Annotated in this window: 10 protein-coding genes; 7 read left to right on the plus strand and 3 right to left on the minus strand. The window is 66.4% G+C overall.

Going from position 1 to position 12,646, the window contains the following annotated elements; all coding sequences use genetic code 11:
- A partial coding sequence (locus tag WEB61_RS03080) for a carboxymuconolactone decarboxylase family protein (protein ID WP_368062859.1) occupies nucleotides 1-462 on the plus strand: 462 nt, incomplete at its 5' end.
- A 10-nt stretch (nucleotides 463-472) separates the two neighbouring features.
- Here WEB61_RS03080 and WEB61_RS03085 read toward each other — a convergent pair.
- Nucleotides 473-991 (minus strand): PAS domain-containing protein, encoded by a 519-nt coding sequence (locus tag WEB61_RS03085; RefSeq protein ID WP_368062860.1) that lies wholly within the window; start codon nucleotides 989-991, stop codon nucleotides 473-475.
- Nucleotides 992-1,101: 110 nt separating this feature from the next.
- On the opposite strand from WEB61_RS03085, the gene tsaE reads away from it, so the two are divergent.
- From tsaE to trxA, 6 genes are all read left to right on the plus strand, one after another.
- On the plus strand, nucleotides 1,102-1,590 hold the full coding sequence (gene tsaE, locus WEB61_RS03090) for a tRNA (adenosine(37)-N6)-threonylcarbamoyltransferase complex ATPase subunit type 1 TsaE (protein ID WP_368062861.1): 489 nt from the start codon (nucleotides 1,102-1,104) through the stop codon (nucleotides 1,588-1,590).
- Nucleotides 1,587-2,672 carry an aminoglycoside phosphotransferase family protein gene (locus tag WEB61_RS03095; protein ID WP_368062862.1) on the plus strand — a complete coding sequence of 362 codons (1,086 nt, stop codon included), beginning with the start codon at nucleotides 1,587-1,589 and terminating at the stop codon, nucleotides 2,670-2,672. Before tsaE ends, WEB61_RS03095 begins: the two co-directional genes overlap by 4 nt.
- Complete coding sequence (locus tag WEB61_RS03100) at nucleotides 2,669-3,379, plus strand: nucleotidyltransferase family protein (RefSeq protein ID WP_368062863.1); 711 nt, start codon at nucleotides 2,669-2,671, stop codon at nucleotides 3,377-3,379. The genes WEB61_RS03095 and WEB61_RS03100 overlap by 4 nt, the downstream gene beginning before the upstream one ends.
- Nucleotides 3,380-3,404: 25 nt before the next feature.
- Nucleotides 3,405-6,437: a double-strand break repair protein AddB gene (gene addB / locus WEB61_RS03105; RefSeq protein WP_368062864.1), complete on the plus strand. Its 3,033-nt coding sequence runs from the start codon at nucleotides 3,405-3,407 to the stop codon at nucleotides 6,435-6,437.
- Entirely contained in the window at nucleotides 6,434-9,913 is a 3,480-nt protein-coding gene (gene addA / locus WEB61_RS03110) for a double-strand break repair helicase AddA (RefSeq protein WP_368062865.1), read from the plus strand. The genes addB and addA overlap by 4 nt, the downstream gene beginning before the upstream one ends.
- A gap of 118 nt (nucleotides 9,914-10,031) precedes the next feature.
- Nucleotides 10,032-10,352: a thioredoxin TrxA gene (gene trxA, locus WEB61_RS03115; RefSeq protein ID WP_368062866.1), complete on the plus strand. Its 321-nt coding sequence runs from the start codon at nucleotides 10,032-10,034 to the stop codon at nucleotides 10,350-10,352.
- Between the two features lie 51 nt (nucleotides 10,353-10,403).
- Here trxA and WEB61_RS03120 read toward each other — a convergent pair whose 3' ends face one another.
- Both WEB61_RS03120 and accD read right to left on the minus strand, forming a co-directional pair.
- On the minus strand, nucleotides 10,404-11,726 hold the full coding sequence (locus tag WEB61_RS03120; protein WP_368062867.1) for a folylpolyglutamate synthase/dihydrofolate synthase family protein: 1,323 nt from the start codon (nucleotides 11,724-11,726) through the stop codon (nucleotides 10,404-10,406).
- A complete protein-coding gene (accD, locus tag WEB61_RS03125; RefSeq protein WP_368062868.1) occupies nucleotides 11,723-12,634 on the minus strand; it encodes an acetyl-CoA carboxylase, carboxyltransferase subunit beta in 912 nt (303 codons plus the stop codon). The genes WEB61_RS03120 and accD overlap by 4 nt, the downstream gene beginning before the upstream one ends.
- Nucleotides 12,635-12,646: the final 12 nt, after the last annotated feature.

Consider the following 12,646-nt stretch of genomic DNA (forward strand, 5'->3'; position numbering starts at 1 on the left):
CCCCGCCTCAACCCCTACAAGGCCCGTCCCGCCGCCTACAAGCCGCTGCTGGAACTGCAGGCCTATACCGACAAATGCGGCCTCGAAGCCTCCCTGCTCGAACTCGTGAAAACCCGCGCCTCGCAGATCAACGGCTGCGCCTTCTGCCTCGAAATGCACACCCGCGAGGCGCGCGCAGCCGGCGAGTCGGAAACGCGTCTTTATCTTTTGAATGCCTGGCGCGAGTCGCCGCTCTACACGGCCCGCGAACGCGCCGCGCTCGAATGGACCGAAGCCCTGACGCGGCTTGCCGAAACGCACGCGCCGGACAGCGCCTGGGAAGCGGTGAAGGCGGAATTTTCGGAAGCCGAGATTGTCGATCTGACGGTCGCGATCGGCATGATCAACACCTGGAACAGGCTTGCCGTCGGCTTCCGCGCGCTTCATCCGGTCACGGACGAACAGCAACGAAAAACCGCATGAACAAGGGATTTCAGGGCAGCGCCGACTCGCTGTGCGCCTTGACGACGGCGTAATCGAAGACGAAGGCTGACAGGATCATGTTGCAGACCTCTCCGTCATCCGACAGCGGCAGATAGAGCGAATCGAAATGAGCGAAGCCGTCGGCGAGCCAGGCGGCTTCGCCCTGCGCGCGGACCGGCACCTTGTCGCGCGCGGCCTTGCGATGCACCGCTTGCACGCCCTTGACCGGGCCAGCGCCGTAGGGGCCGAAGGCATCCGAAATCGTGTGGCCGGTCCAGTCGCCGCGGAAATAGCGCGCGACTTTCGTGCCGATCAGGCGGTAGCGGAAATCGGCAAGGTCCGGCAGCACATCGACGAGAATGATCCAGCCAAGATGCTCCTTGAGGTCCGGCGGGAAAATGTCGGCGCGGGCGGGCATCGTCCGTGTGCCGCGCTTTTCGTTCCAGTAGGAAAAAATGGCGGCAAGCGTCGGATGCTCGAAATGTGTCGGGCAGATATCGGCCGTCGTTCCTTGCAGCCTGCCGGTCATGTGGCCGTCCCCTCCATCCGGGCCGGAGTCTGGGCGCTTGCCGTTAAGAAGCACCTAAAGTTACGTCAATTTACTATTCCGCCAGGCAAAGCCGCGCTAGAAAAGCGGCCATGAGCGCCGATTTTTCACGCGATTTCGACCTGCCGGATGCACCCGCTACCGCCCGCCTCGGCGCCGCGCTGGCGCCGCTGCTGGCCGCCGGCGATCTGATCCTGCTCCGGGGCGATCTCGGCGTCGGAAAAACCGCGCTCGCCCGCGCCCTGATCGGCGCCCATCTCGCCGCTCACGGCCTTGCAGAGGACGTGCCCTCGCCGACCTTCACCCTCGTTCAGACCTATGAGAGCCCGGCGCTTCTGATCGCCCATGTCGATCTCTACCGCGTTGAAAACACAGAAGAATTGCGCGAGCTCGGCCTCGCCGAAATCGTCGACGAGGGCGTCGCGATCGTCGAATGGCCGGAGCGCGGCGGGTCCGGCTTGCTCCATCTTTCAGCGTCGCGTCTCGACATCGCCCTCTCTCTCGTGCCAGAAGGCGGTCGCTGCGCCCGCCTCACCGGATCGGGGAGCTGGGCCGCGCGGCTGAAGGGGCTGACGATTTGACGACGCGAGACGAAACGATCCGCGCCTTTCTGGCCGCCGCCGGTTGGGGCGAGGCGACGCGCCGCCCGCTGGCCGGCGACGCCTCGACGCGCCGCTACGATCGCCTCTCGCTTGAAGGTCGTCCGGCCCTGCTGATGGACTGGCCTTCGGGTCCCGATGCTCCCGCGGCGGCAGGCCGCGCCGCCTACAGCCGCGTCGCCCATCTCGCCGAGGACGTCCGCGCTTTCGTCGCGATCGGCGAGCATCTGCGTCGCCTTGGCCTCTCGGCGCCGGAGCTCTACGCCGTCGATCTCGCGCACGGCCTGCTGCTGCTCGAGGATCTCGGCGACGATGTTTACGGCACGCTGATCGAAAGAAACACAGGTCCCGCCGGCGAAACGCTCGACGAGCTGTACCGCGCCGGCATCGAAACGATACTGCGCCTGCAATCCGCACCCGCGCCCGCGACGCTTGCCATCGGCGGTGGCGCGTTTCACACCGTGCCGCATTTCGACGACAGCGTTTTCCGCGCCGAGCTCGATGTGCTGCTCGACTGGCATTTCCCGGTGGTGCTGGGCCGCGAGGCAACGGAGGAAGACCGCACCGAATTCCACCAGTGCTGGAGCGACCTGCGGCCGCTGATCGATGCGGGCCCGCAAACGCTGTTCCTGCGCGACTATCATTCGCCCAACATGCTCTGGCTGGGAGGCCGCAAAGGCGCGGCGCGTGTCGGCCTGATCGACTATCAGGATGCGCTGATCGGGTCGCGCGCTTATGACGTCGTCTCCTTCCTGCAGGATGCGCGGCACGACGTACCGCCGGCGCGCGAACAGGCGATGCGCGCCCTTTATATCGAGCGCGCCAAAAACGAACTGCCGGGCTTCGACGCCGAGGCGTTCCTTGCCGCCTATGCAACGCTCGGCGCCGAACGCGCGCTGCGCCTGATGGGCCTCTGGCCGCGCCTGCTCCAACGCGACGGCAAACCGCACTACATGGCGCATATGCCGCGCACCGTCGATTATCTGCGCCGCAATCTCGCGCATCCTGCGCTTGCCTCGTTGAAAGCCTGGCTTGAAGCGCATGTGCTGGGTGCGCACGCATGAAAATCCGCAAGGCAATGGTCATGGCGGCGGGCAGGGGCGTGCGGATGCGACCGCTCACCGACACATTGCCGAAACCGCTGGTGCGTCTTGCTGGAAAGCCGTTGATCGATCACGTGCTCGATCGTCTGGCCGAAGCCGGCATCGAGGAAGCGATCATCAACGTCCACCATTTCGCCGATCTGCTCGAAGCGCATCTCGCAACGCGCCGGCATCCGCGCATCGTGATCTCCGACGAGCGCGGTGGTCTGCTCGACACCGGCGGCGGTACGAAAAAGGCGCTGCCGCTGCTGGGCGGCGAGCCGGTCCTGACTTTCAATTCCGATTCCGTCTGGGTCGAAGGCCTGGGTTCGAACCTCAAGGCGCTGATCGCCGCCTTCGATCCCGAACGAATGGACGCGCTCCTGATGATCGCCGACGCCGCCCGCACCATCGGCTATGTCGGTCGCGGCGATTTCACGATGGACCCGACGGGCCTGCTGGCGCGGCGTGGCGAAGCCACGACGGCGCCCTGCATGTTCGCGGGCGTCCAGATCATCAAGCCGGAACTCTTCGCCGACGGTCCGGACGGTCCCTTCTCGACCAATCTGATCTGGGATCGGCTGATCGAGCGCGGCCGGCTCTACGGCCACCGGATGGGCGGCACCTGGATGCATGTCGGCGCGCCGGACGATCTCGCCGAGGCCGAAGCCTTCCTGCGGGATTTGTGAGGCTCGACCCGCTACGATGGCGGCCATGTCCGCCGATTCCCGCAACCTTTTCACCATGCCGCCCGGCGCGCCCTTTCTGGAGCGGCTGGCCGCCGCCCTGCTGGCCGATCCGGCGCTGGGCGGGCGCTTCGACGGGACACCCGAACTCGCCGATGTGACGATCCTGCTGCCGACGCGCCGCGCGGTGCGGGCACTCGGCGAAGCCTTTCTGCGCGCGAGTGGCGGCGCGGCGCTGCTCCTGCCGGCGATCCGCACGCTTGGCGATGTCGATGAGGACGATCTGATCCTCGATCCGAAAGGCATGGGTGCCGACGCGCTCGGCCTGCCGCCGTCAATGCCGCCCCTCGAACGGCAATTGCGCCTGGCGCGGATGATTGTCGAGGGCCGCGGCGAAGACGAAACGCGCGCGCTGGCGCTCGCCGCCGATCTCGGGCGTTTCCTCGACATGGGCCTCACCGAGGGCGTCGATCTCGGCGCGCTCGCCAGTCTGGTGCCCGACGAGTTCGCCGATCACTGGCAGGTGACGCTTGAATTCCTGAAACTGCTGACTGCCGCCTGGCCCGCCGAAATGGACCGCCTCGGTTTCATGGAACAGGCCGAACGCCGCAACCGGCTGATCCGCGCACAAGCCGATCTCTGGCGCGCGCATCCACCCGAGGCGCCGGTTATCGCGGCCGGATCGACGGGTTCGATCCCCGCCACCGCCGATTTGCTGAAGGTTGTGGCGTCCCTGCCGAACGGCGCGGTGGTGCTGCCGGGCCTCGATTTCGATCTCGACGAGGAAAGCTGGGCCGTTATCGGCGAACCGGGAACGGCGTCGCATCCGCAATACGGCATGTCGAAATTGCTGCGTCATCTCGGTGCCGCACGTGCCGATGTCGCCTTCTGGCCGGGCTCGGAAACGGCACAAAAAATGGCGGCGCGCGGCCGGTTTCTGTCGGAAGCCTTGCGGCCGGCCGAGACGACGGAACGCTGGCGGGCGCGCCTCGCCGCGATGAGGAAAGAGGCCCGCGATGCGCTTGCCGGGCTGACGCTGATCGAGGCGGCGGGCGAGCGCGACGAGGCCGGCGCCATCGCGCTTGCCATGCGCGAAGTACTTGAAACGCCAGCGAAAACGGCAGCGCTGGTGACGCCCGACCGCAAGCTGGCGCGGCGCGTCGCGATGGAACTGAGACGCTGGAAAATCGAGGTCGACGATTCCGGCGGCGAACCGCTCGCGCAGACGCCGCCCATGGCCTTCATGCGCCTTGTCGCAACCATGATCGCCGAGGACTTCGCGCCGGTCGCGCTGCTGGCCTGTCTGAAGCATCCACTGGCGTCGGCCGGCGAAGAATCGGCGCGTTTCCGCGCCCGCGTGCGCGCGATGGAGCGCCTGATCCTGCGCGGACCGCGCCCCGCGCCCGGCATCGCGGGCATGCGCATGGCATGCACGGCCGAAAAGCACGCCCGCGAAGAAAGCGGGCGGATTTCCGCCGCTTTTGAACGCGATCTTGCCGAAACCATCAAGCTGCTCGACAGGGTTGAGCATGATGCTTCGCCGATGGTCGAGGCATGGCGCGCAGGCGCCCCGCTCGACGCGCTTGTTCAGGCCCATATCGAGACCGCCGAACGCCTCGCGGCGACCGCGACCGAGCCGGGAGCCGACCGCCTCTGGGCGCGCGAGGAAGGCGAGGCGGCGGCGACCTTCATCCGTGAGCTGATCGACGCCGCACCCGCCTTCGGAACGCTCGACGCAAGATCTTATCCCCGCTTTTTCGATCAACTGGCGGAAGGCCGCGTACTGCGCCCGCGCTGGGGCCGTCACCCCCGGCTCTTCATCTGGGGACCGCTTGAGGCCCGGCTGCAGCATGCCGACCGGATCATTCTGGGCGGCCTCAACGAAGGCACCTGGCCGGCCGAGGCCGGCATCGATCCCTGGCTCAACCGGCCGATGCGCGCCGCGCTTGGTATCGACCCGCCCGAGCGGCGCATCGGCCTGGCCGCACATGATTTCGTCGAAGGCGCGAGCGCGCCGGAGGCGGTGCTGACGCGCGCCGCGAAAGTGGAGGGCGCGCCGACGGTCGCCTCGCGCTGGTGGCTCAGGCTGACAAGCGTGCTGACCGGCCTCGGCGAAGAGACAGCGCCGCACGCGCCGCACTGGGCGCTGTGGGCGCACGACCTCGACAGGCCGGCCGCGAAAATCGATCCCGTCCGGCCGCGCCCGATGCCGCCGCTCGAGGCGCGCCCTTCGCAATTCTCCGTCACCGAAATCGAAACGCTGATCCGCGACCCTTATGCGATCTATGCGAAGAAGATTCTGAACCTGCGCGTCCTCGATCCGCTCGACGCCGACATCGCCGCCGCCGAGCGCGGCACTATCGTTCACAAGGCGCTCGAAAAATTCGTCGCCGCCTTTCCCGAAACCTTGCCCGACCATGCGCTGGCAAAACTGATCGCGATCGGCGAAGAGGTTTTCGAGAGCGCGATGGAACGACCCGGTGTCGCCGCTTTCTGGTGGCCGCGCTTCCAGCGCATCGCCCGCTGGATGGTCGAATATGAACGCGAGCATCGTGGCGGGATCGCGCGCTCCTATCCCGAAGCCGCAGGCGTTATTGCAATCGAGGGGCTCCGCCGCCCGGTCCGCCTGACCGGCAAGGCCGATCGCATCGACATGATGAAAGACGGCACGCTCGGCATCGCCGACTACAAGACGGGCCGGGTGCCGAGCGCGAAGCAGGTCGAAACCGGCCTCGCGCCACAACTGCCGCTCGAAGCGGCCATGGCGGCGCGCGGCGGTTTCCGGGCCGCGGCGGGGCTGCCCGAGGCGCGCGCCTCGCGGCTTGTCTATCTGCGGCTGACCGGTGGCGAAACGGCCGGCGAGGAACGCGTCATCCCCGATCCCGGCGGCGATCTCGCCGAGGAAATCTACGCTCTGCTGGTCGACCTGCTGAAGCAGTATGAGGACGAGACGACGCCCTATCTCTCTCGGCCGCGTCCGATGTTCACCGGCCGCTACGGCGACTATGACCATCTGGCGCGCGTCAAGGAATGGTCGGCATCGGGCGGCGAGGGCGAATGACCGGGGCGCGCAAAAAGCCGCTCGGAAAATCGCCGGGCGCCGACGACGCGCAGCGCCGCGCCTCCGATCCGGAAGCCTCGGTCTGGGTGTCGGCCAATGCGGGGTCCGGCAAGACGCACGCGCTGACGACGCGCGTCGCGCGGCTGCTGCTCGCCGGCAATGCGCCCGAACGCATTCTCTGTCTCACTTTCACCAAGGCGGCGGCGGCCGAAATGTCGGCCCGTCTCTACAAGCGCCTCGGCGACTGGGCGATGATGACCGACAAGGCGCTCGCCGATGAAATTCAGGGGCTTGAGGGCGCCGCACCCGATGCGGCGATGCTCAAGGAGGCGCGCAAGCTTTTCGCCCGCGCCATCGAAACGCCGGGCGGCCTGAAAATCCAGACGATTCACGCCTTTTGCGAGCGCCTGCTCGGCCGCTTTCCGCTCGAAGCGGGCGTGCCGCCGCATTTCGACATTCTCGATGAACGCAGCGCCGACGAATTGATGGCGGAGGTGCGCGACGCCGTCTTGCGTCGCGCGGGCGCGGAGCGGGACACGGCCCTGTCGGCGGCGCTCGCGCATGTGGTCGCGCGTGTTGACGAACTTGCCTTCGGCAATCTGCTGAAGGAAATCACGACGCAACGCGGCAATTTTTCCGAACTGATGGAAGGACTTGGCGGCCTCGACGGCATCCACGCCGCGCTGCGCCTTGCGCTCTCGGTCGACGCGGATGAAACGGTCGAAGGACTGCGCGCCGCGATCGCGGATTTGCCCGAAGCCGGAATGCGGGCGGCGGCGGCAGTGCTGGCGGATGGCACCAAGACCGATATCGAACGCGGCGCGGCGCTTGCCGGCTTTCTTGAAATGCCCGACAGCCGGACCGACAATCTGGAAGACTATCTTGCGGTCTTCCTGACGCAGAAAAACGAGCCGCGCAAGAGCCTGATGACGACGAAGCTCGCGGCCGACAACCCGCAGGCGGCCGAAGCGCTTTATGCCGAACAGCAGCGAATACTGGGCCTTTACGGGCGGATGCGCGCGGTGGCCGTCGCCGAGGCGACCGAGGCGATCCTGACGCTGGCGGTCGCCATTCTCGACGCCTTCCGCGACGCCAAGCGTGCCCGCGCGCTGCTCGATTATGACGATCTGATTGCAGGCACACGCGAATTGCTGACGCGCAGCCGCATGGCCGCCTGGGTTCTCTACAAACTCGATGGCGGCATCGACCACATTCTGGTCGACGAGGCACAGGATACGAGCCCTGACCAATGGGATGTGATCGCGGCGCTGGCGGAAGAGTTTCTGGTGGGCCATGGCGCGCGCGAGCGGATACGCACCATCTTCGCGGTCGGCGACGAAAAGCAGTCGATCTTTTCGTTCCAGGGCGCCGACCCGGCCCGATTCGACACGATGAAACGCTATTTCGAGAAACGCGTGAAGGCGGCGGAACGCAAATGGGACTATGTGCCGCTGACGCGCTCCTTCCGCTCGGTGCCTGAAGTGCTCGCGGCGGTCGACAAGGTGTTCGCACTGGCACATGCCCGCGACGGGCTGACGGCGTCGGGTACCTTCGACGATCACATCGCCTTTCGCGCCAGTGACGCGGGTCTCGTCGAAATCTGGCCGCTGGAAGAACCGGAGGAGGGCGAGGAGACCGTCGTCTGGGACGCGCCGCTCGACTACATGACCGAGACCGCGCCGATGGCAAAGCTTGCCGCGCGCATCGCCTCGACCATCAAGACCTGGCTCGACAGCAAGGAGATGCTTGCCGGGCGCGGCCGTCCGATCCGGCCCGGCGACATTCTGATTCTGGTACGCCGCCGCAATGCCTTTGTCGGCGAAATGGTGCGGCATCTGAAGGAGCAGGGTATCGCGGTCGCCGGCGCCGACCGCATGGTGCTGACCGAACAGCTTGCGGTGATGGACTTGCTGGCGCTGGCGCATTTCGTTTTGCTGCCCGACGACGATCTGACACTGGCGACGGTCTTGAAAAGCCCGCTGCTGGGCCTTACCGAAGATGAGCTTTTCGATCTGGCTTACGCGCGCAGGGGAACGCTCTGGAAAACGCTGCAGGAAAGGGCGAAGAGCAACGCGCGTTTTGCCGAGGCCGAGGCGCTGCTGGCGGGTCTGCTCGCCCGCGCCGATTTCGAACCACCCTACGAATTCTTCGCGCATGTGCTGGCCGGCGAGAAGGGCCGCGAACGGCTGCTGGCGCGGCTCGGGCCGGACGCGGCCGATCCGATCGACGAACTGCTGTCGCTGGCGCCGGCCTTCGAGCGCCGTCACGCGCCCTCCCTCGAAGCCTTCGTGCATTGGGTCGAGCGCGGCGCGGCCGAAATCAAGCGCGACATGGATCAGGGGCGCGACGAAGTGCGCGTGATGACGGTGCATGGCGCGAAAGGTCTCGAAGCCGAGATCGTTTTCATGCCCGATACCTGCGCCGTGCCGGGCGGCAGTCACGATCCGGCGCTGCTCGAATTGCCGCTGCCGAATGACGGACCGAAATTGCTGCTCTGGCCGGTGCGCAAGAAGGACGAGGACGAAATCAGCGCCATCGCGCGCGACGGACACCGCCGCATCCAGGCAGAGGAGTATCGGCGTCTTCTCTATGTGGCGATGACACGCGCCCGCGACCGCCTCTATGTGGCGGGCTATCGTGGCGTCAATCCGCCACCGCCCGATTGCTGGTACGAACTCGCTTGCGAGGCTTTGCTGCCGGAAGCGAAGGAGGCGGCGCATGCCGATGGCGGGCCTGTCTGGCGTATCGAAGGCAAGCAGAAGCGCAAGCCCGAGCCCGAGCAGACGGCGGCGGGTGCGATGGCGCCGGCCCTTCCCGATTGGGTGCGGCGCGACGCAAGCCCCGAACCGCGGCCCTCGCGGCCCCTGGCGCCGTCGCGCCTGCCGCCGGAGGGCATGGCCGAGCCGGCGCCTGTGTCGCCGCGCGCGGGCGATGCGACGCTGCGCTTCCAGCGCGGCAGCCTCATTCATCGCTTGCTCGAGACCCTGCCGGAAATGGCGATCGAGGCACGGCCCGATGCGGCCAAGCACTATCTGGAGCTGCCGGCCCATGGGCTCGATGTGGCGGCGCGCGCCGAAATCGAAGATGCCGTCTTCCGTGTACTGAACGATGAGAAATTCGCGGCCGTCTTCGCCTCCGGCAGCCGTGCCGAAGCGCCTGTCGCGGGCATGATCGATTTCGGCGGCACGCCCTTTCCAGTGACGGGTCAGATCGACCGGCTCTGCGTCACCCGGGACGCGGTCATGGTCATCGACTACAAAACGAATCGCCCGCCGCCCGCGACGCCGGCCGAGGTCGCGCCGGCCTATGTGGCGCAGATGGCCGCCTATCGCGCGGTGCTGGCGCGCATCTATCCCGACCGCGAGGTGCGGTGCGCGCTTTTGTGGACCGAAGGCCCGGCACTGATGGAATTACCCGTCCGCATGCTGGAAAATGCGTTGAAACCGGCCGCGCCCGCGACAAAGGGCGCGCCTTGACCTTGGGGTGGCGCGTTCCTAGATTTGATGTCACGTTGAATTGTACCCTCGTATTCGCGCCCTTGCGGCGCGCAGGCCCGCCCCGATGAAGAAGGAGCTGGGCCAGGAAAGGAAGAAGATGGCGACCAACAAAGTGACCGACCAATCCTTCGAGAGCGATGTGCTGGATGCGTCCGGCCCCGTTCTGGTCGACTTCTGGGCGGAGTGGTGCGGGCCCTGCAAGCAGATCGGCCCGGCGCTGGAAGAGATCGCCAAGGATTACGGCGGCAAGCTGACGATCGCGAAGATCAATATCGACGAGAACCCGAACGTGCCGACCAAGTATGGCGTGCGCGGTATCCCGACGCTGATGATCTTCAAGGACGGTCAGGTCGCGGCGACCAAGGTCGGCGCTCTGCCGAAAGGCAAGATCGTCGAATGGATCGACAGCGCGATCTGATCCGGTCTCACTGGAAAATAATCAAGGCCGGTTCGCGAGAGCCGGCCTTTTTCATGCGTGGTCGCGCAGGATGTGACCGGCAAGATAAAGCGAACCGCAGATGAGAACACGGGGGCTCGCACGGCCCGCATCGACAAGGGCGCGCGCAAGCGCCTGATCGAGCGAGGCAGCGGGCGTGGCGTCGAGCCCGGCATCGCGCGCGGCCTCGGCCAGTTTTTCGGCCGGCAGCGATGCCGGCGCTCCCGGAATGGCGACCGTTTCGACATGCGCGGCAAGCCCTGCGAAAGGCGCGAAGAAGCCCGCCGCGTCCTTGGTGTCGAGCATGCCCGCGACAAGGATCAGCGGCTTCGGGTCGCGCGCGGCGAGATCGGCCATGGTCTCGGCGACGGCACGGCCGGCGGCCGGGTTGTGGCCGCCGTCGAGCCAGAGATCGCTGTCATTCGGCAGCATGTCGATGAGAGGCCCGTGTGTCAGCCGCTGCAGCCGCGCCGGCCATTCGGCATGGGTGAGCCCTTCGGCGGTCGCGGCCCGGTCAAGCGGCAGGATGCCCGCCCGGCGCAGCGCGCAGATGGCGATGCCCGCATTGTCGATCTGGTGGCGGCCGGCAAGGCGCGGCAGCGGCAGATCCAGAAGTCCGGCCTCGTCCTGATAGACGAGCGAGCCCGCTTCCTCATGCGCGGTGAAGTCCTGCCCGTGAATGAAAAGCCGCGTGCCGCTTTTTTCGGCGGCCATTTCGATGGCGACCCGTGCCTCATCGGGTTGCGGGCCGATGACGGCCGGCACGCCACGCCTCAAAATGCCGGCCTTTTCAGCCGCGATCAACGCGATCGTGTCGCCGAGAAAGGCCTGATGATCGAGATCGACCGGCGTGACGATGGAGATGGCGGGCTTTGCCACAACATTGGTCGTGTCGAACCGTCCGCCCATCCCGACCTCGAGGATCAGCGCATCGGCGGGCGCGCGCGAAAAGGCGAGCAGCGCCGCGCAGGTGGTGATTTCAAAAAAAGTAATCGGTTCGCCGCCATTGGCGCGTTCGCATTCGTCGAGAAGCGCGGCGAGTGCTGCCTCTTCGATGAAGGCGCTATGCGGCCGTCCGGCAAGGCGGATGCGTTCGTGAAAACGGACGAGATGCGGCGAGGTGTAGCTGTGGACGGCGTGCCCGCCTGCTTCGAGGCAGGCGCGCAGGTAAGCCGCGACCGAACCCTTGCCGTTGGTGCCCGCGATATGAAAGACCGGCGGCAAGGCACGCTCGGGATGTCCGAGCGCCGCTAGCAGGCGCCAGGTGCGGTCGAGCGAGAGGTCGATCAGCTTCGGGTGAAGCCCGGTCAGCCGTTCGAGAATGGCGTCGCTGGCAGCAAGAAGTTTTTCGCTCACGGTGCCGGCGTGGCGACGGTCGCCGGCACATTGGCGCTTTGCTGCTTCGCGCTGCGCGGGCGGTGCGTCATCAGCCGGACGAGACGTGCCAGCGTCTCCTTCATCTTGTGACGATGCACGATCATGTCGACCATGCCGTGCTCGAGCTGGAACTCGGCGCGCTGGAAATCGTCGGGCAGTTTCTCGCGGATCGTCTGCTCGATGACGCGGCGGCCCGAAAAACCGATCAGCGCCTTCGGCTCGGCGATGTGAATGTCGCCCAGCATCGCGTAGGAAGCGAGCACGCCGCCGGTCGTCGGATCGGTCAGCACGACGATGAAAGGCAGGCCCGCTTCGCGCAGAAGCTGGATCGCGACCGTCGTGCGCGGCATCTGCATCAGCGACAGGATGCCTTCCTGCATGCGCGCGCCGCCGGCCGCGGTAAACAGGATATAGGGCGTCTTCTTTTCAAGCGCCGTTTCGGCGCCGCGAATGATCGCCTCGCCGGCGGCCATGCCGAGCGAACCGCCCATGAAGGAAAAGTCCTCGACCGCAACCACCGTCTCGACGCCGTCAAGCGGGCCATGCGCAACCGTCACCGCGTCATCCATGCCGGTCTTGGCGCGCGCTTCCTTGAGGCGCTCGGGATATTTCTTCTGGTCGCGGAATTTCAGCGGATCGAGCGGCACGCTGCCCAGCGCCACGAGCTGGTAGTCGGCATTGTCGAAAATCGAGGCGAGCCGTTCCCTTGTACCGAGACGCAAATGATGGTCGCAAGACGGACAGACCCGCATCGCCGCGTCGAGATCGCGGTGAAAGATCATCTCGCCGCAATTGCCGCATTTGTGCCATAGATTGTCGGGCACCTGATCGCGCTTCTTGAAAACCCGCTGGATTTTCGGCCGGACGACATTGTTGATCCAGTTCATCGAAGTTTCCTT

Origin of the sequence: Parvibaculum sp. (genome assembly GCF_040882025.1) — a bacterium.
In the GTDB taxonomy this organism is placed as follows: domain Bacteria; phylum Pseudomonadota; class Alphaproteobacteria; order Parvibaculales; family Parvibaculaceae; genus Parvibaculum.

Bases quoted from the DNA above. Each gene is read 5' to 3' on its own strand.
- WEB61_RS03085 (WP_368062860.1), bottom strand. From the start codon at position 991: ATGACCGGCAGGCTGCAAGGAACGACGGCCGATATCTGCCCGACACAT.
- tsaE (WP_368062861.1), top strand. From the start codon at position 1,102: ATGAGCGCCGATTTTTCACGCGATTTCGACCTGCCGGATGCACCCGCT.
- WEB61_RS03100 (WP_368062863.1), top strand. From the start codon at position 2,669: ATGAAAATCCGCAAGGCAATGGTCATGGCGGCGGGCAGGGGCGTGCGG.
- addB (WP_368062864.1), top strand. From the start codon at position 3,405: ATGTCCGCCGATTCCCGCAACCTTTTCACCATGCCGCCCGGCGCGCCC.
- addA (WP_368062865.1), top strand. From the start codon at position 6,434: ATGACCGGGGCGCGCAAAAAGCCGCTCGGAAAATCGCCGGGCGCCGAC.
- trxA (WP_368062866.1), top strand. From the start codon at position 10,032: ATGGCGACCAACAAAGTGACCGACCAATCCTTCGAGAGCGATGTGCTG.
- accD (WP_368062868.1), bottom strand. From the start codon at position 12,634: ATGAACTGGATCAACAATGTCGTCCGGCCGAAAATCCAGCGGGTTTTC.